The sequence below is a fragment of the Alicyclobacillus dauci genome, assembly GCF_026651605.1.
Lineage (GTDB): Bacteria > Bacillota > Bacilli > Alicyclobacillales > Alicyclobacillaceae > Alicyclobacillus > Alicyclobacillus dauci.
The window spans coordinates 1,404,462-1,422,643 of the sequence record NZ_CP104064.1 but is presented as its reverse complement, the minus strand read 5'-3'; the positions used below and the strand labels follow the sequence as shown (position 1 = coordinate 1,422,643).

The following is an 18,182-nucleotide window of genomic DNA, read 5'->3' as shown; positions in this document are numbered from 1 at the left end:
GGGCTACCAAAATGACTCGCGCGGAACACTTTTCTTAAGACACTTGCGCTGCTGCTCCTTTTCCGCCCTTCTCGTCTGTCTCATCTTCAATTGCCGCTTGAGCTGCCGACAAGCGTGCCAGCGGTACACGATACGGTGAGCAACTGACATAGTCCAAGCCGCTCTGGTGGAAGAACGAGATGCTCGCCTTGTCTCCCCCGTGCTCGCCGCAAACACCGAGCTTCAACTTTGGTTTTTCTGCCCGGCCACGTGCCGAGGCAATCCGCACCAGTTGCCCCACACCATCCACATCGATGGTCGCGAATGGATTCGCCTGGAGAACCTTTGACTCGACGTAGGTGTGCAAAAACTTACCTTCCGCATCATCCCGTGAGTAGCCGAACGTTGTCTGGGTCAAATCGTTCGTTCCGAACGAGAAAAAGTCTGCCGAATGGGCGATCTCGTCCGCCGTCAACGCGGCTCGCGGCACTTCGATCATCGTCCCGATAGGCACCTGGAACGTCAGTGTACGCACCGCTTGCACCTCTTTGCATACCCGTTCCACGAGTTCGCGCATGCGTCGCAGTTCTTCCACATGCCCAACGAGTGGAATCATCACTTCTGGTTTTGGTTGATACCCTTCTTCAATCAGTTGCGCCGTCGCCTCGAAGACAGCTCGCGCCTGCATCTCGTATACCTCGGGCATCGTCAGTCCAAGTCGGCAACCGCGATGGCCAAGCATCGGATTCATCTCATGCAAGGCCCGAACTTTGGACAACAAACCACTGGTCTCGCGCAGCGCGTCCCGAACTTCCTCTGTCTCCCGCAACGACAATTCCGTTCGGAGTGCAGCTTGTTTTGCAACCAGTTCCTCTAAGTTCGGTAGGAATTCGTGTAGCGGCGGATCGAGTAGGCGAATGGTGACAGGGCACCCATCCATCGCCTGCAAAATCCCGTAGAAATCATCGCGTTGCATGGGCAGGAGGCGTTCTAAGGCGTCTCGGCGCTCCTCGTGTGTGGATGCCAAGATCATCTCCTGAACAACCGGCAGGCGATCCGACGCCATAAACATGTGCTCCGTCCGGCATAATCCAATGCCTTCTGCCCCAAACGATCTCGCCTTTTCCGCATCCTCCGGCGTATCCGCGTTCGCACGCACACCTAAGCTGCGAACTTCGTCCGCCCAAATCATGAGCGTTTCGAAAGCGTCCGACATCGTTGGTGGAACAAGGTGAATTTCCCCTAACATAACGCGCCCTGTACCGCCGTCAATAGAGACCATGTCTCCTTCGCGCAAAACCGTGTCGCCCACCGTGCACAGTCCCTTTTCTTCATCGATCCGCAGTTCATCACAACCGCACACACACGGTTTTCCCATCCCTCTTGCCACAACCGCTGCGTGACTCGTCATACCGCCGCGACTGGTCAGAACACCCTCGGCAGCAACAATGCCGTGAATGTCTTCCGGAGTTGTTTCAGAACGCACAAGCAAAACACGCGTTCCGGAATGAGCGAGTTCCTCAGCCCTGTCCGCGTCGAATACCAACTGACCCATGGCAGCACCGGGCGAAGCGGGTAACCCTGTTGCGATGACCTCCAGTTCCACGCGTTCATCGATACTCGGGTGCAACAGTTGGTCCAACTCCTCGGGCTTCAGCCGGGAGAGCGCGGTCTCCTTGTCGATCACGCCTTCACGAGCGAGATCGACCGCGATTTTCACAGCCGCTTGCGCACTTCGCTTGGCATTCCGAGTTTGCAGGAGGTACAGCCTTCCCCGCTCAATGGTAAACTCGATATCCTGGACATCTCGATAATGAAGCTCAAGTTGTCTGCACAAGGAGACGAACTGATCGTAGATGGCGGGCATTTCCGTTTGCAAGGTGGCGATGGCAGATGGTGTCCGTATCCCGGCGACGACATCTTCGCCCTGGGCGTTGATGAGATATTCCCCAAACAACTCAGATTCTCCCGTCGACGGATTGCGGGTAAATGCGACCCCGGTACCACTGTCGTTGCCCATGTTGCCGAAGACCATCGTCTGAACATTGACGGCAGTGCCTAGGGATTCGGAGATTTGATGGACCTTTCGATACACAGCTGCCCGCGGGTTGTTCCACGACGAGAAAACCGCACCGATGGCCATTTCCAGCTGATCGCGAGGCTCCATCGGGAACGGCCTTCCTGTTTGGTGACGAACGACGTCTAAATAGGACTGAATGACGTCCATCCATACTTCCGCCGTAACCGCTTGATCTCCAGAAAATTGATGCTTATTCTTCGCATCGTCGAGAATGCGCTCAAAGTAATGAATGGGGATATTCAACACAACATTGCTGAACATTTGGATAAATCGTCGGAAACTGTCGTATGCAAACCGTGGGTTGTCTGTCGTACGCGCAAGTCCTTTCACGCTCTCGTGGTTGAGCCCCAAGTTCAACACCGTGTCCATCATACCCGGCATAGATATCGGTGCACCACTGCGGACGGAAACGAGCAACGGATCGGTGGCATCCCCCAAACGTTTCCCCGATCGCGCTTCCAGAGCACTGATGGCCTCGTCAATTTCCCGCTCCATTTCTGCGGTCAGCGTGTTTCCAGCAGCGACGTATGCGTGGCAGGCTTCAGTCGTGATCGTGAATCCGGGGGGAACGGGCAATCCATGTTTCGTCATGTCCGCGAGATTTGCACCTTTACCGCCGAGCAACATCTTGTCCGGTGTGGACACCTCATCAAAACGATAAACCCATTTTTTCGTCATCTGTGATCCTCCCCACTAGCTAAGTAATCCAATATCAAACTGGCCGTCTCCTCGACCGCTCGATCCGTCACGTCGATGACCGGACAGCCCAGTTTCACCATGACATCATCGGCGAAACGAAGTTCCTGCAGAATTCTCTCCTCACTTGCATAACTCGCTTGACTTGCCAGGCCAAGTGTCTGAAGCCTTGCTTGACGAACAGCTGTCAATTTATCGGGATGGATGGACAACCCGATAATCTTTCTCTTACCGCGCTGAGCAAAGAGAGCCGCAGGCGGTGTGACTTCAGGTACCAAGGGTATGTTTGCCGACCTCAGTTGTTTGTGTGCTAAGTACATACTGAGTGGTGTCTTCGAGGTTCGCGACACGCCCACGAGAATGACGTCAGCTCGTTCCAGACCTCGTGGGTCCCGACCGTCGTCATACTTTACAGCGAATTCAACCGCCTCAACGCGCCTATAATAATCCGCGTCAAGCTGATGAATGACACCGGGGCGACCGGCTGGGGCCTCTTTCAGCATCCCTTCGAAGGCCAGGAGCATTGGCCCCATAATGTCAACAACGGCAACTCCTTGTTCTTTTGCGAGTGACACCAGTTTTGTCCGCAGGGACTCTAAAACCAGCGTAAAGGCGATAAACCCGCCGTCGGCCGCCGCACTGCTCACAACCCGCTCAAGCACCTCGGTATCTTTCACGCCTGTGTATTTGCGGATCGTGAAATGACCTGATTCAAACTGACTGGCTGCTGCTCGGGCAACAAACTCAGCCGTTTCTCCGATTGAATCCGAAACAATATAAACAGTTGGTACACGTGTCCCCATCGAGTGGCCTCCTTTTACACGGTGTATCTCTGACCGAGCTCAACGAAGGCCCGAGTGATCGTGGTTTTAGAGACTCTGCCAACGACGGCAAAGCCGGTCCCGGTATCGTCGTTCTTCACAACCGGCAGAGCGTCAACCTCGTGGCGAACCATCAGCACAGCCGCATCGTACAGGGATGCTTCCGGCGTTATGGTCACAATGTGCGGAACACGTGTCATAGCCAGTGTGACCGGCATCGCCTTTGTATCCCCGCCACCGAGTGTGACTTTTAACAGGTCTTTGCGGGACAGGACGCCAACAAGCCGACCGTCGTTGACTACAAACAAAGTCCCTGTGTCTTCCAGGAACATGGTGACGGCAGCGTCATAAACGGAACACGATTCACTGACCGACACGGAAACCGCCAAGTGATCCGCCACAGTCAATTCATGGAGGAGTGACAAGCGTGAATCCACGTCGTGTTCCGAGTTGTACGTATACCCCACACGCGGCCTTGCCGTCAGTCGACCCGTCATTGTCAATACGGATAAATCCGCCCGGAGCGTTGTTTTGGCGACGCCAAGCTCGTCAGCGATTTGCTCACCCGTAATCGGCCCCCGACGTTCCACCAAATCGAGGATCTCTGACTGTCGTTTCGTCAATTCCAGGGAAAAGTCACCTCCATGAATCTCTTCTCCGGTATTATACACACTATTATAAAATAATTCACGAGTATATGACGTACTTTTTTAAATTAATACGTTTCATTATCTACTCGGACCTACATAACAAGTTTTCTGGGGAACAATTCCGCAGACGCCGTGTTACACTGTGAATTCATGATCATCCTTCTATCGACGCTGTTAATTTTCAGCTAAATCACAATGTTAAAATATATCTGTTTGACTTATGGAATGTCGTGGTGTAATATGAAGACAATACCCATTTGCATTTCTCATAGCGATGATGCATGAGCCGTTCGGTCTGGCCTCAATGGGTCGGCACTCGAACGGCTTTGTTTGTGATAATGCAAATGAATTGATTGTGCTGAATTGGCACCATGGAGGAATTGGTCATGCAAGAAGGTATCGTTAAGTGGTTTAACTCAGAAAAAGGCTTCGGCTTCATCCAGGTTGAAGGTGGCGACGATGTATTCGTACACTTCAGCGCAATACAAGGTAACGGATTCAAATCGCTTGATGAGGGCCAACGCGTGAGCTTTGACATTGTTGAAGGTCCAAAAGGTCCCCAGGCTGCAAACGTTGTAAAATACTAATTTGCAGGCAAAAGCCCATGTGTGAAACATGGGCTTTTTTTGTTTTTACGCTGTTCTGCACTTGTCTGTACAAATCAAGCAGTGTAAAAGAGGTGTTCTAGTGATTGCACTGTTATTGGGCCTAGTTGGTGGAATCATCGGCATTGTCGAGACGGTGTTGAACATAGCCTACGGTAGCGGAAACACGCCGAGTGTGAACGTCCACGCCATTGGAGCTATCCTTTTCTCCGTCGTTGGAGTCGTGGGCTCGCTGTTGGCGCGTAAAGTGCCGAGAGTTGCCGGTGTGGTCATGCTAGTCGGTGCAGTGGGAGGTTTTATTCTCGCCACGTTCTCGTTTATACCACCTGGTGTTCTTTTGCTACTCGCCGGCCTGATTGCTGTGTTTACGTCAAACGACAGAAAACCTTCCCTGGATGACTGACTGATCCAAATCACATAGGGCGCCCGAAAAATAGAAAGACCCTTAGATACCACTCAATAAGGTGGCTAAGGGTCTTCTTTTCATTCAGAAATAACAAAGTTCGTGTCGGCACGTGTACCACTCAAAAAAAACCTACCGATTGACTCACTTGTTGATATTGATCTCGGGAAGATCCCGAACACCTTGTTCCATTGGAGAGTTACAAATGGGACAGGTTGGTTCCGAAGCAAAAGAAAAGTCTTTTCGCATCCAAACATTACATGCGTCATTTGTGCAAGACCAAATCTGTGTTTCAACGTCTGGTATGACTTCTTCATTGCGCTTGCCAAACATATTCTCATCCCCTATTCGTAGCGACGATGGGCTGGATCTGGACGCTGAAAACCGCCATGTTTTTTGCGCAAAAGCGATAAAGAAGCGACTCCCTCATAAAGAAGTCGCAAAATGAATAACGTTCCTGTAGCTTACGTCAATTGTACCACATTTTTCACCAGACTGAAATATCCAACTGGTTGGAAATGGACTAATTGCTCCCTGTCATCGCAGATGCATGATTCACCTTCTCCTTCGATCTTGTCTCACATATCCCCATATACACGATACATGTTTACGTTCATTACATTTTGGTTTATTTTCAATATAGAACATCACATTAAATTATTTATGACGTATAATATCCACAGCAGAGAAAAACACAGCATCTTAATTCGCAGTGCGAAGGGAGTACAACACACCAATGACTTCTCGAATCGCCATTCATGGGTTCGGACGAATTGGCCGAATGGTTTTTCGCAGGGCAATTCAACTAGGTCTAGATGTGGTTGCCGTCAACGGAACAGCTGATGCAAACACATTATTACACTTACTCAAGTACGACTCGATTCACGGACCCTGGAAAGTGCCGATCGAAGTGAGTGAATTCGGTTGGATAGTCGACGGAAAACCTGTACACCTGTTTAACACCCGTAATCCCGAGGAAATCCCGTGGGGTGAATTGGACATCGATGTCGTTGTCGAGGCAACAGGAAAATTCCGCACGAGGGAAAGCGCTTCGGTTCACATGAAACAAGGTGCCAAAAAGGTTCTTATCACTGCACCGGTAAAACGGGCGGATGATGCCGATGTCACAATCGTGATGGGTGTGAACGAGAGTTCGTACGATCCCGACCGTCATCATATTATCTCCGGCGCCTCCTGTACAACGAATTGCCTTGGCCCCGTCGTAAACGTGATCCACAACGCATTCGGAGTTGAAAGTGGACTTGTCACAACCGTTCATGCCTACACGAACGACCAGCTGAATCAGGACAATCCGCATAAAGATTTGCGGAGGGCCCGGGCGTGCGGCCAGTCTATCATCCCCACAAGTACTGGCGCTGCGAAGGCCATCGGACTCGTTATTCCAAGCCTTCAAGGTAAACTTAATGGGATCTCGCTTCGCGTTCCAACGCCCAACGTTTCCATCATTGACCTTGTTGCCCAAGTGGAAATGGATGTTACCCCAGAAGATGTGAATCAAGAACTGCTTGCAGCGTCCAATTCTCAAGAACTCATGAACATTCTTGGCTATACGGACGAGCCCCTCGTATCCGTCGACTTTAATGGTGACGCTCGCTCGGCAATCGTGGACGCACAGTCAACCATGACCATAGGTAAGAGAACGGTAAAAGTCCTTGCGTGGTACGACAACGAATGGGGTTATTCTTGCCGCATGGTCGACATCGTCCGAATGATGGATGCCCGTAACAAGCGGCTCGATGCATCGTCTTTTCAAACCATCGGCGCAGTGTGATGGAACTGAGAACGAAGTCCGCCAACCAGGTAGGGGCACTGCACGCGGCCTACCGCCATCATGCGCGAGGCCATGAGTAGGATGTGTAGTGGTAAACGCTTTCACGACGTCAAAAGGTGCGTATAATGGAAACCAAACCGGATCGTATGGTGACAAAAGTACATTGATCTGAGGAGGCATCTGCATGGGCACTCACCCATCGTCACTCGGCGAGTACTCGGAGGGTACCATGGTCGACGAAGTCCACTTTGAAACCACTAGCGTCGGTCCGCAATTCCGATATGATTTCCGCGTGCCGAACTCATCCGATCTCGACGAATTCATCATTGAAAACCCCGTCCGAGACTGGTCGACACTGCGCTGGGCTGACATCGGACGTCCATTTCGAGTCGAAAACATGTCGGATGGCCGGCGTGCTTGGGAGGAACAGAATGGAGACACGATGCCAGTTAAAACGTCCTGGGAGATGTTCAACAGATCGTTTCATGAATGGTTTTCCAAAGACGTCCCAAAAGAACGATCGCGCGTCCGGCATACACTCGCGAAACAGATTGCTACATTTCGATGGAACAAGGTATCGACACTGTTCGAGGAACTAACCCAGCTAAGTATTTGGAACTTCGCGCACCGGATACAAGATTCCATTTGGGATCCACGTGGGAAACGAGCACTGTTTCGTGGACTCGATGTAGAGAAACCAAGAATTCTATTTCTCGGAGCTGCGGAAGGTTACGAGGCCATGCAGCTATCGGCCATGTACCCTGGCGGTGAAGCCGTCCTGGTTGACTACGACGAGTTCTGTAAAACGCACCGCTACGGTCAGTTTCCAGAGGACTATCCATTCCTGGGCCACAACCTACAGACGGGTGGACATCGAATCTGGCACAAAAGTCAAATGAACACCCAATTTATCGTTGATGATATCCGAAACCTCCCTTTTGGCAAGGAATTCGATATCGTCATCAGTGTGGGACTCATTGAACACTTTCCCGATGAATTTAAACCGGAAGCTATCGACTTTCACCGACGCTTCTTAAAGCCAGGTGGTTATGCAATCATGACGACACCAAAGTTTCACTGGAAGACCAGGTTGTTCTACCACGTTATGGCGGATGCCATGAATTACACCTATCGGGAGTTAATGACTGTGCAGCAAATGGGCATGTACGTATTTGAAAACGGGTTCAACATTCTCCGACACGGCGTGATCAAATCACACAACGGGCTCATCGCGAAACCAAGATAGGCGCCAGGTGGCGCCTGTCCCTATGTGACTGAATGATTTTTCTTACAGGGGAGCTGTGTTGACTTCCACAAAATAACCATGCAAGTTAACTTCACACACGCCGTCAGGATTGTGATCCACAAGCGACTTATATCTCTGAGAATCATAGCTGTGACCGTCTATCATGACCCACACCTTAAATGAATTTGGATGAGCATATTCATTTTAAGTTCAAAATTTATGCAAACTCTGAATCTGTGGATGATCAACTAGAATTAACCGTTTTCACGACAAGATCTGAATATGTCGCTTTAAGTTCCGAATCGTACACGGGGCGTATCCACCATGTTCTCCGTCTAAATTCATCGCGAGTTCCCCTTCACAGTCAATTTTCAATTGATCCGTTTGAAAGAACAGTACACCGGGATGGTCCATGTGTCTCCCGCGAACAGCGAGGCTGATGGCAGATACAAGTTCGTATATCTTCATCCTCTTCACAATGAACACATCAAATAGCCCGTCATCGACTTTGGCTCGGGGAGCCAAATTTTTAAATCCACCCACGTGTTTTGTGTTCGTAATTAAAAAAAACATCGCCTCTCCCTCGAACTGAAAGTCCTTTGATTCGATAGATAAACGAGAGGGAGACAACATAACCACTTTTTCGATGCCCTTTAAGTAATACGCCAATTGGCCGATCATTGTCTTCAACTTTGCAGGTACTTCGTATGTGAGCTCGGTGAGACTACCGCCGCCAGCAATGTTAATAAAAAATTGATCATTCATTCGACCGATATCTACATGCGTTAGCTTGGCCGCTGCGATATGTTCATAAGCATCCCGGATGTCGAATGGCAATCCCAATGCACTGGCGAAATCGTTGGTTGTACCAGCAGGAATCAAAGCAAGAGGAGGCCGTCTTGATTCCAATGCCATACCATTGATGACTTCATGAACCGTCCCGTCGCCGCCTGCAACAATAATCAATTCATAGTCAGATTTACAGATTCGTTGTACCTCGTTTAATGTCTTTTCTCTATTTTCAGTTGAATACACGGATGTCTCGTATCCACATTTTCTTTCTAGAAACTCCAATATATCAGGCACGTACTTTTTTACCTGTTCTCTTCCGGAAGCGGGGTTATAGATCATTCTTGCCCTTCGCATTCATATGCCCTCTCTTCATGGCTTGTCGACATGCACACCATCTGCATCCCGTACATGTGTCCTTAGAATATCACGTCGATCCGTCTCCGCATAAGCCATATATTAGGTCGCCCCCCTAATATACAAAAAGTGACTTCCCAGCAAACGGAAAGTCACTTTTTTCTATGGAGGCGCCAACCGGATTCGAACCGGTGGTAAAGGTTTTGCAGACCTCTGCCTTACCACTTGGCTATGGCGCCATGATGGAACGGAAGACGGGATTCCGACGGTAGAGCGCCGCGGGCGCTCTACCTAGTCCCCGTAGGGGGGAACCCTTGGGTGAGAAGCCCGTATTTCGCGACCTTGTGGAGCGGAAGACGGGATTCGAACCCGCGACCCTCGCCTTGGCAAGGCGATGCTCTACCCCTGAGCCACTTCCGCAAAGAATATGAATAAACTGGTGGCTCGGGACGGAATCGAACCGCCGACACGAGGATTTTCAGTCCTCTGCTCTACCGACTGAGCTACCGAGCCTTAACGCGAGACAAAGAGTAATATACTATAGGCGTATATATCGTGTCAACTGGTACATTTATATAGCCTGCCAATTCAACCTGACCCACGAACACGTCATGTATGGTAACACACTTCCACCGTCTCTTACAACCCAAGTCCATTGTTGCCCATGTCGAACTCGGTCGCTCGAGAAAGAGACGCTCATCGGGTATCGGTCCGATCACAAGTTTGCACAATCTCATCTTTAACAGTGACAGCCTGATTATGTTGAGGTCCGTTATCAAAATAGGGCTCTAACCCTTTAAGTTTCCTGAAAGTGTCATCCCATTCGCGGGATCGCGTTTAGGACAGAAAAAGAGTCCGCCCGAAATGAGCCGACTCTTGCCTGGACACTTTTGTCGTTTACTGGTTTCGCCAAACAAGGTTACCACCACATCGCACTCAAACCGATTGCAGTAAGTCCAACAACAGACGCGAGAGCCACGGCTGTTCTCCCGTATCCCCCATACCCACCGTAATACGAAGCGTTGGACATGTCGCTTGAACCATGTTCGACGCTGTGAACTGGCTCCGGGGTCTCATTTCCATCTCCGGCTACCATTCCGTAGTGGGGAACCTGCAAAAACAAGTGGGTATTGTTACATCCTAACAATCGTCCGGAAATGGTGGCCTGTCTTGTATGACAGACGACCCATTGTCCCATACAACGTCTGATATGACCGTAGTGAACCAAATATGTCACCCCCGAGACCTTGGGTCTTTGAAAAAATCCCCGTGTACATGGGGATTTTTCTCGGTCTTTTTCGCATTAATACATAGGTGTTGTCGTGCAAGTCTTTGCATATCCGTAGCCATACGGTACTAGAAGGAAGAACAGAACAAAGATAATCAAGAAAACAACCTGCCCATCGCGTGTAAATACCAAATGTTCCGTCGTACATTCTATCCACCAACTCCCAGAGCACGTAAGATAGCTTATGGAAGGACGTTCACCAGGGGGACGGCGTTTGTCTGAAGTCAGTTTTGCTTATAAGACATAAAAACGCCTCTATTTACGCGGGCGTGCAAGTCAGTAATAGTACCCATAAGGATAGTACCAATAAGGATAAGCGGCAGCAGCTGCTAAGCCAGCGAGTGCTGCCCATGCAAGGAAGAAGAAAGGGAAGAAAGCTTCCGACACATCCTTATTTGCATCGGCATTTGCTATTGCGTGTTCAACAGTTGGCAGACTCAGTTCTCCAGATGCCGGACGAAAGCCACTTGCATTCATCAAGTAAATACCCCGACCATTCACTGAATGTAGAACACCATGATACACTGTTCCATCCACATGACGTGCTATGACCCTTTGTCCAACTAGCCTTCTTGCGTGGTGTATCATTATCATACTCACCTCCCCCATAAATCAACGTAATCTACCGTATGGGTGAACGTTCAGGAGAGAAACGGCTCGTGTCCTATAGGACCGTGTACTGCGTAAATTATTTCTTGGATTTATTCAAATCCACATCCTGCATCATGCCAAGATTGACCCCATCTACGGCATGTGGATGTTGGAGGAATTAGAACATCACGGTTACAACATGAGCGCTGGGACCCTGTACCCCGTATTGCACACCATGGAAAAAGAAGGGCTTTTACATCGAGAGGATCGGCTTGTGGACGGGAAAATCAGAGAATATTACACCACCACATTACTGGGAGCGGAAGTCCTTGATGAAGCCAGAAAAAAAGCATACGAACTGTTCAAAGAGATCAAAGGTTAGGGAGGTGAATACCCGTTGAGTCGCATTCTTGTTGGTTGCAGGTGCATTGCCCTTTTGGGACACCATTCGCTCAAAACCTAGTTTTCAATCGGCACTGGCTGGTAAGTGACATCCACTAGACTGCCGCTCAGGTGCTTCACCATCTTGACGCGCTGCGACTCGCCACCGGACAACGTATCGGTCTCACGGTTCAGCGTCAAGTAGTCAAGTCCGATATCCACCAGATGCTGCAGCCGCTCCGTCAGCGATTTGACGACCGGCACGGCGACAGGATCGTCAATCTCCCGAATGACGCGGATGAGCTGACCGACCTCCATGGAGGACAGCTCTGCAATGTTGAGTCCATTGATCCTACAGTTGAGCGCGGCCTGACTGAGTCTCGCGCCGCGGCAGCTGGAGCAGGTCCCCTCGGAGATGTACGGCGTAACAGCTTGTTGTGTGCGCTCGGACATCGTCTTCAGATCCCGTTTGATGTACTTGTTGGTGAACTTCTCGATGAAGCCTTTCACCGTAATGTTCACTGTCTTCCCGCCGAACTGCGTTGCCACTTTCCTCGCCTTGCCGTACAGCAGTTGTTCCAGTTCCTCCTCCGAATAATCACTCACCTTCTTGTCGGGGTCGAAGGGACCCGACTGAACGAGCATGCTCCAATCCATGCTGTTCACCGTATAGCCCGGCAGCATGATTGCCCCTTCATTCAACGACTTTGATTTGTCTAGTGCCTTACTCATGTCGACGCACATCCTGCGACCGGTCCCGTTGCACTCCGGACACATGCCTTGCGGATCGTTAAACGAAAACATGTTTGCTGGTCCGACATAGGGCTGACCCACTCGGGAGAAGAGAAGACGGAGAAGAGGCGAGATATCGGTAATCGTGCCCATCGTGGAATGGGAACCGCCGCCCAGCCGCTTCTGATCCACAATAACAGCCATGCTAAGATTTTCGATCGCGTCTGCATCCGGTTGCGGAACACGCGGCAGAAAGTTGCGGACGAACATGCTGAAGTTTTCGTTCAGCAGACGCTGGGATTCGGCGGCGATGGTATCGAAAACGATCGACGATTTGCCGGAACCGGACACACCGGTAAATATGATGATTTGGCGCTTGGGAATGCGCAAAGATACCTCTTTAAGGTTATTTTCCCGGGCGCCGCGTATTTCTATATATTCTTGGGTCATAAGATACCTTCCTTTACTCGTATTAAGATCCTTATCGGATGGAGCGGCCAAGAGAGTAGTTTAGACAGAACGGTTTCTCCGTTCTCAAGACAATTGATTGCTCTTTTGGAACAGGGGTAGTACCAGAGAAGCTGTAGTAGATGGAAATAGTGGTATTTCCAATCCTGAAATCAGATAGAGCCGACATACGTGTAAAAAACAGATCACCTGATGGGCAATAGATACCATTAAGTGATCTGTTTTATAAGGCTATTTCACTATCGTACCCATATAATCATTGAGGAGGGAGATGTTTTAGTACCGAATACGATTATTGTTCCAATACCTTTTCAAGCTCGCCGGACCAGTTAGTCCAGCCATACTTAGCTCCTTCGAGTCCTTGAGCATTTCCGATTCCGGTTTGTTCGAGGTGAAGGTTAACCTTTCCGTCCCCTAAGTCCTGCAGCGTCCAGGTGACCGTGTGCTTCTCGCCGCTTTCCCAAGTATAGGACAGACGGTTTGGTGCGTCCACGATAAGCACTTCGCCCTCAATAATTCCATTCCACCCATTGAACGGCTGAGTGCGAAACTGAAAACGGTGTCCTACGACGGGCTTAAAATCATTTTCCATGACCCACTTGGCAAGCTTGCTGGAATCGGTTAAAGCGGACCAAAGCTTCTCGATCGATGTCGTGTACTGAAAATCCAAGGATAATGTTAAACTCATTCTTCTTCCTCCTCTAATAGTTGGTTCAAGCGCAACATATTCGTACTCCAGAATTTGCTGTAGAAAGCCACCCAATCTTGAATTTCTCTGAGTGGAGAGGCGTTTAGCCTAAATCGAGTTTCTCTGCCGACTTTTCGGTCAAGTACCAGACCGGCCTCTTTAAGGATTGTCAGATGCTTGGATACCGCTGTACGGCCCATTGGAAACTGTGCCGTTAATTCATGAAGCGGCATCTCCTCAGACTCTGCTAACAGACGAATCAGTCGACGCCTAGTTGGATCTGCAATCGCGTCAAAAACATCCCGCAAGTGGTTGTCCTCGCTCACAACACCCCCTCCTTAAAGTCTTTCAAGTGAAACTTATTCGGGTTCCAAACTTTCCAAATGACTAACTCATAATTGGACACCATTTAGTGACGCTTCGATTGTAGGACACCATTTGGTGTCGTGTCAAGCAGACCTGGCTTGGAAGGTTTCAGGGGGCTTATGTCGCTATTCTGCCCAATAGCTGAATAACGCCTGTACGCGAAAAGCGTGTACTTATTCAGGGTTTCCTGTACAGTTAATATCCGTTTCCAATCAGCCGCACCCTCACTTAGACTTCTTGCCTACATTGTACAGTATTTTTCAATGCGCCTTGTTTCCTCCATCATCCACTCGCCCTTACGACATTTCACTCAGGAAATTTACTAGATATGCGACCAACCTCGTTCCCAGCAATCGAGCTCATCGTTCATAAACGACAAAAGAGCCTTCGAACACCATCCGGTGTCCAAAGACTCTCTTTGTGGTGGAGAATAGGGGGTTTGAACCCCTGACCCCTGCGCTGCCAGCGTAGTGCTCTCCCACCGTGGCTGGTTTCACTGCCCTAAAAGCGGGTTTTAATTGAGCAACTACTCAATTCGATTCACAGGACTGCTTACGGGTCAAAAGCGGAAGCTACGCAATCTGTGTGAGAATCTATTCCATTGGAATTATAGAACTGTTACGATTCCATGCACGCTCTTTAAGTTTCGGTAATCGTTGTTCAGATTTTTTCTAATGCCTGGTCCAAGGCGAATCTGATAAGGCTCTATCAGACTATCATATATGATCCTTCCTGCAAAAGGGACAAGTGTCGCCTCGGCATACAACGGGAGACTTGGTGATGGAAACATGTCTTCAATCAGATTGGATATCCCCGTTACTCCGTAAAGCTTACCGCCCTCTTCCGCATGCATGAAGACTGTATAATTCTTGAGATGCTTCATGATAATAAATTTCCCGGATACCCTTCTCTTCCAACTTATAATCGTGTCCCGCTCCGTGGCATCGAAAATCTTCTCATTCTGCTTCAAGTATTCGTCAATAACGCTTTCATCTTCCCAAAGCTTATCTTTAATCGGCAGCAATTGCTGAGGATTTAACACCTTGGGGTCTCTCGTTATTTTCAATTCAGGCACGATATTGTGTTTTCGATTGGTAAACTCAAGCAGTCCCAACCAAGTGTGGTAGAATCTTTTCACTTCAATTTCTCGAAGATGCATGCAGACACTCCCTCATAATCATCCGACGCATATTCTTTCGATCATCTCCTGTTTCTCTTACGCTGCTTTTTCGCCTCTTTGCGCGCTTTTTTCTTCTTTTGCTTCACTTTGGCGCTACAACTACCATCGTGCTCTTGCAAAGGTGCTCCGAAGAACGGGTTGGAAAATACTTCGTCCCTATCTGTATCATAAAAATCCGGATCGTAATCGTCGTCCTCGATATCATTCAAATCCAGATTGTCATCTTCGTCGTCTTCCGTCTGCATAGACTCTCGTCCCGCATAATCCGAAGCCTGCCAGCGATCAACGAACGCGTACTTCCAAAGTTCATCCTGGTAAACGTCCCGAATTTTGCTCTTCACCCGGGCAATCCGCTGCAATGCGTTGATATGCAGTTTATCGGAAATAACGCCTCGCTCGAGCAAGAAATCATAAACATATGCCATACCCCATAGTACGGCGAACGCCTCAGTCTGGCGAGTTGACAAAAATCCTCCGACCATCCTTGCCAGATAGGCATCCAGTTCGCGTTCTGAGAACTCGAACCATTCTCCCCATGTCAATACAGGTCTCTTCCGGGCTTTCCGTTGCAGCAAGAATTGAAAGGCTCCGGCCCATATCGCTTCTCCCAAAGGGAAATCCATCTGCTTACGGTCAAGCATCTGTTTGACGAATGTCCACATGTTGTCCCGAGCGAACACGCCCGGTCCGTTTTCAGAGTTGAACGGACCATCGCAGAGGATTTCGTCTCCTGTCGACGGCCGTTCCATCGCAGCACGGTTGCGCTCAAGAATTTCATCGTCCATGGCAATGTCGTAACGTTCCAGTTCTTCTTGCACAGCGCGCCAATCAACGCCCTGTCCATTTTTGATGCGCAGATATGCTTGTTGAAACCGACACATGAATATCAGGTCAGCGAATGGTTCTTCCGCCCCGCCAATCAGCTCCGGCGACGCCTCGATTTCCTGGTAAGTTTGCCGCGCGCACTCGATGGCCAGATCCGTTTTGCCATAATACACAAGAAGTTTCATCAACCAAATCAGTTGATCGATCCCTTGCACCGGAGCTCCCATGTAGTACCGCAGCGATTCCTCTGCGTCGCTTACTTCATCGAGAAACAGGTGGTAAGCGGCCAACTCATTCTCGAAATACTGAAATTCTTCCCGGTAAAAATCGCGATGATGACGCAATTTGTGGATCAATTCCGCATACTTTTCCGGATTCTTCCTGTCGGCCAGTTCAAATATGTAATCGGCAAACGATAGCTTCTCAAAAAAATCGGGATCAAGCGTCCTGTCCAACGTTCCTATTATCCAATCGTACCGTTCGCCTTCCGACAGTTCCTCATAAACCCGATACCACTTATCTGGGTCCGTAAGTGCCGTCTCGCCAACCAGCGTCCCGTGTTCCAATTTTCCAGGCATGTTGAATCCCCCTCGAGCCTTGCTGGATGAACCATGCAACCAGGATGACGTGGTCCAGACCAGCTTCCACATGGACATTATACCTGTCCGGGGCCACGGGAACACAGTTTTGATTGATTTCCTGCGAAGTTGTTCCTTTAGAAATGATATAAAATGGATGGGTCACTTTAGGACAATGATAGATCATGGAACAACCAATGCATGGAAGGTGATTATCGTGACCGGCACCGTTGATCAAGTAACTACCTTGGTAAAGGAAATGTCATCGGCTGAATTACAAAACGTGGTGCTGCGGCTGGCTGAACAAAACGAGCATGTCCATGCCGCATTATATCAGGTGTGGAAAGAAAGGGAACGGGAAGCCCGCTTGCGGAAATCGGTTGAATGGGAACCCGCCGGCTGACTCGATGCAAGAGAGTATTTTGAACCGATCATTCAAGACGAGTTGAGCCAGTGTGCCACCTTGTTTCAAGATCGTTATGAATACGCTTATCGGGGCTACCATTACGATTCAGATGATGGCCGGTGGGATTATACTGCCGGACTGGAACAACTCGAGCGTTGGTTTGCGGAAATGCTGGAAATGGCGGCTGACGGCGAATGGATTGATGCTTCCGTCGGTTTGCTGCTGACGTTACAGAAATTGAAGAAGTGGGCCATAGAAAACGGAGATGAAGATATTGACGGTGAAGACTTGCGGGAGGAATGCGAATCTTTCTGGTCTAAAGCGGACGAGCTTGCAGCGGTGATTCGGAATGGGGCGGCTCCCGATGCGAATAAAAGTGCGTTCTTTCACGAATTGATGGACTGGATCGCAGGAATCAGCGAAGAAGACGACGATTGGTCGAGATGGAGAGGACCGATTCGTTCATGTTTGTTCTCCCCGGCGCATTATGAACGACTGGATCGAACGGACGAAGCCGTTGCTCGACTGAAGTCCATCGTCGGACATATGCAGGAGATTCAACGGAAATCGTCAGAATCCATGTTTGTGCATCCCTACTTTGGATACAGGCAGCAGGCGAATCATTATTTTGAGTGGTTGGTGGCGATACTCGTACGGACGGGGCGCCACAGAGAAGCGGAAGCGTGGCGTGTCCGATGGTTCGAAGCCCTGCCTTCGTTGGAGTTGTTTAAGCTCTGCCTTGAAACTTTACCGCCGGAGGAAAGAACGTCTCAGGCGAAAAACTGGCTCACTCACGTTCGTTTATTGGGAGGCTATACAGATCTGCTGATGGACATGCATTTACACCTCGACGATCCGGATGGAGCCTGGCAAGTTTATCTGAAAAAGGGTAACGCCGCGTCTGATTGGTTGAGCGATTCTGCGCAGAAGCTGTTCGAAGTCATCAAGCAGCATGATCCGATTCGGCTTGTTCCTATACTTCAACAATTTGCAGATAAGAGAATTTCTGAGAAAAATCGCGCCAGCTATCAACGGGCCACTGAATGGTTAACGGAATTGAAATCCATCTATCATCTGCTTGGTCAAACAGAACAATGGAATCGCTACTTGCGGGAAGTGAGCGAAAGTCACCGTCGTCTACCGGCTTTACAAGACGAAATATCAAAAGCCAAGCTTTAGTCAAGACAAGAAACCCGCTTTGAGGGTTCGTTGGCATCTGGGCAGAACGGAATTTTGAATCCCGCAAAACCGACGCTCACGG

At 49.6% G+C, this 18,182-nt stretch carries 18 protein-coding genes, 3 tRNA genes and 1 pseudogene; 7 read left to right on the top strand and 15 right to left on the bottom strand.

Annotated features, from left to right (window positions below; translation table 11 throughout):
- Positions 1-34 precede the first annotated feature (34 nt).
- Genes ppdK through NZD86_RS06985 form a run of 3 tightly spaced genes read right to left on the bottom strand, consistent with a single transcriptional unit; the run spans position 35 to position 4,199 of the window.
- The gene (gene ppdK, locus NZD86_RS06995) at positions 35-2,737 is read right to left on the bottom strand and encodes a pyruvate, phosphate dikinase (protein ID WP_268045784.1); all 2,703 of its coding nucleotides are present in this window, start codon (positions 2,735-2,737) and stop codon (positions 35-37) included.
- Entirely contained in the window at positions 2,734-3,558 is an 825-nt protein-coding gene (locus NZD86_RS06990; RefSeq protein ID WP_268045783.1) for a pyruvate, water dikinase regulatory protein, read from the bottom strand. The genes ppdK and NZD86_RS06990 overlap by 4 nt, the downstream gene beginning before the upstream one ends.
- Positions 3,559-3,572: 14 nt before the next feature.
- On the bottom strand, positions 3,573-4,199 hold the full coding sequence (locus NZD86_RS06985; protein ID WP_268045782.1) for a helix-turn-helix transcriptional regulator: 627 nt from the start codon (positions 4,197-4,199) through the stop codon (positions 3,573-3,575).
- Between the two features lie 413 nt (positions 4,200-4,612).
- Here NZD86_RS06985 and NZD86_RS06980 point away from each other — a divergent pair, with 413 nt between their 5' ends.
- Positions 4,613-4,813 (top strand): cold-shock protein, encoded by a 201-nt coding sequence (locus NZD86_RS06980; protein WP_268007201.1) that lies wholly within the window; start codon positions 4,613-4,615, stop codon positions 4,811-4,813.
- 100 nt (positions 4,814-4,913) lie between these two features.
- Complete coding sequence (locus NZD86_RS06975; RefSeq protein ID WP_268045781.1) at positions 4,914-5,234, top strand: hypothetical protein; 321 nt, start codon at positions 4,914-4,916, stop codon at positions 5,232-5,234.
- 144 nt (positions 5,235-5,378) lie between these two features.
- On the opposite strand, the gene NZD86_RS06970 is transcribed toward NZD86_RS06975, so the two are convergent.
- Entirely contained in the window at positions 5,379-5,567 is a 189-nt protein-coding gene (locus NZD86_RS06970; protein ID WP_268045780.1) for a cold-shock protein, read from the bottom strand.
- Between the two features lie 403 nt (positions 5,568-5,970).
- Here NZD86_RS06970 and gap point away from each other — a divergent pair, with 403 nt between their 5' ends.
- Positions 5,971-7,026, top strand: coding sequence for a type I glyceraldehyde-3-phosphate dehydrogenase (gene gap / locus NZD86_RS06965; protein ID WP_268045779.1), 1,056 nt, complete (start codon positions 5,971-5,973; stop codon positions 7,024-7,026).
- 184 nt (positions 7,027-7,210) lie between these two features.
- Complete coding sequence (locus tag NZD86_RS06960; RefSeq protein ID WP_268045778.1) at positions 7,211-8,272, top strand: class I SAM-dependent methyltransferase; 1,062 nt, start codon at positions 7,211-7,213, stop codon at positions 8,270-8,272.
- Between the two features lie 264 nt (positions 8,273-8,536).
- On the opposite strand, the gene NZD86_RS06955 is transcribed toward NZD86_RS06960, so the two are convergent.
- The 6 genes from NZD86_RS06955 to NZD86_RS06930 all read right to left on the bottom strand — a co-directional run bounded on the left by NZD86_RS06955 (position 8,537) and on the right by NZD86_RS06930 (position 11,300).
- Positions 8,537-9,418 carry a YegS/Rv2252/BmrU family lipid kinase gene (locus NZD86_RS06955; protein WP_268045777.1) on the bottom strand — a complete coding sequence of 294 codons (882 nt, stop codon included), beginning with the start codon at positions 9,416-9,418 and terminating at the stop codon, positions 8,537-8,539.
- A gap of 165 nt (positions 9,419-9,583) precedes the next feature.
- Positions 9,584-9,657, bottom strand: a tRNA-Cys gene (locus tag NZD86_RS06950).
- 106 nt (positions 9,658-9,763) lie between these two features.
- Positions 9,764-9,838 (bottom strand) — tRNA-Gly (locus NZD86_RS06945).
- A 17-nt stretch (positions 9,839-9,855) separates the two neighbouring features.
- Positions 9,856-9,931: transfer RNA gene (locus tag NZD86_RS06940), tRNA-Phe, on the bottom strand.
- A gap of 406 nt (positions 9,932-10,337) precedes the next feature.
- Positions 10,338-10,655 carry a hypothetical protein gene (locus tag NZD86_RS06935; RefSeq protein ID WP_268045775.1) on the bottom strand — a complete coding sequence of 106 codons (318 nt, stop codon included), beginning with the start codon at positions 10,653-10,655 and terminating at the stop codon, positions 10,338-10,340.
- A gap of 327 nt (positions 10,656-10,982) precedes the next feature.
- The gene (locus NZD86_RS06930) at positions 10,983-11,300 is read right to left on the bottom strand and encodes an LSm family protein (RefSeq protein ID WP_268045774.1); all 318 of its coding nucleotides are present in this window, start codon (positions 11,298-11,300) and stop codon (positions 10,983-10,985) included.
- 85 nt (positions 11,301-11,385) lie between these two features.
- Here NZD86_RS06930 and NZD86_RS06925 point away from each other — a divergent pair, with 85 nt between their 5' ends.
- Positions 11,386-11,679, top strand: a complete 294-nt coding sequence (locus tag NZD86_RS06925) for a PadR family transcriptional regulator (RefSeq protein WP_268046815.1) — start codon at positions 11,386-11,388, stop codon at positions 11,677-11,679.
- Positions 11,680-11,780: 101 nt separating this feature from the next.
- On the opposite strand, the pseudogene NZD86_RS06920 reads toward NZD86_RS06925, so the two are convergent.
- The 5 genes and pseudogenes from NZD86_RS06920 to NZD86_RS06900 all read right to left on the bottom strand — a co-directional run.
- A pseudogene (locus NZD86_RS06920) lies at positions 11,781-12,860 on the bottom strand (excinuclease ABC subunit UvrA); the annotation flags it as partial.
- A 310-nt stretch (positions 12,861-13,170) separates the two neighbouring features.
- A complete protein-coding gene (locus NZD86_RS06915) occupies positions 13,171-13,566 on the bottom strand; it encodes an SRPBCC family protein (RefSeq protein ID WP_268045773.1) in 396 nt (131 codons plus the stop codon).
- Positions 13,563-13,892: an ArsR/SmtB family transcription factor gene (locus tag NZD86_RS06910; protein WP_268045772.1), complete on the bottom strand. Its 330-nt coding sequence runs from the start codon at positions 13,890-13,892 to the stop codon at positions 13,563-13,565. The genes NZD86_RS06915 and NZD86_RS06910 overlap by 4 nt, the downstream gene beginning before the upstream one ends.
- A 647-nt stretch (positions 13,893-14,539) precedes the next feature.
- Positions 14,540-15,091, bottom strand: a complete 552-nt coding sequence (locus tag NZD86_RS06905) for a hypothetical protein (RefSeq protein ID WP_268045771.1) — start codon at positions 15,089-15,091, stop codon at positions 14,540-14,542.
- 41 nt (positions 15,092-15,132) lie between these two features.
- Positions 15,133-16,515, bottom strand: a complete 1,383-nt coding sequence (locus NZD86_RS06900) for a hypothetical protein (protein ID WP_268045770.1) — start codon at positions 16,513-16,515, stop codon at positions 15,133-15,135.
- 19 nt (positions 16,516-16,534) lie between these two features.
- On the opposite strand from NZD86_RS06900, the gene NZD86_RS06895 reads away from it, so the two are divergent.
- The gene (locus NZD86_RS06895; RefSeq protein ID WP_268045769.1) at positions 16,535-16,918 is read left to right on the top strand and encodes a hypothetical protein; all 384 of its coding nucleotides are present in this window, start codon (positions 16,535-16,537) and stop codon (positions 16,916-16,918) included.
- 60 nt (positions 16,919-16,978) lie between these two features.
- On the top strand, positions 16,979-18,100 hold the full coding sequence (locus NZD86_RS06890; protein ID WP_268045768.1) for a hypothetical protein: 1,122 nt from the start codon (positions 16,979-16,981) through the stop codon (positions 18,098-18,100).
- The last annotated feature ends 82 nt before the right edge of the window (positions 18,101-18,182 follow it).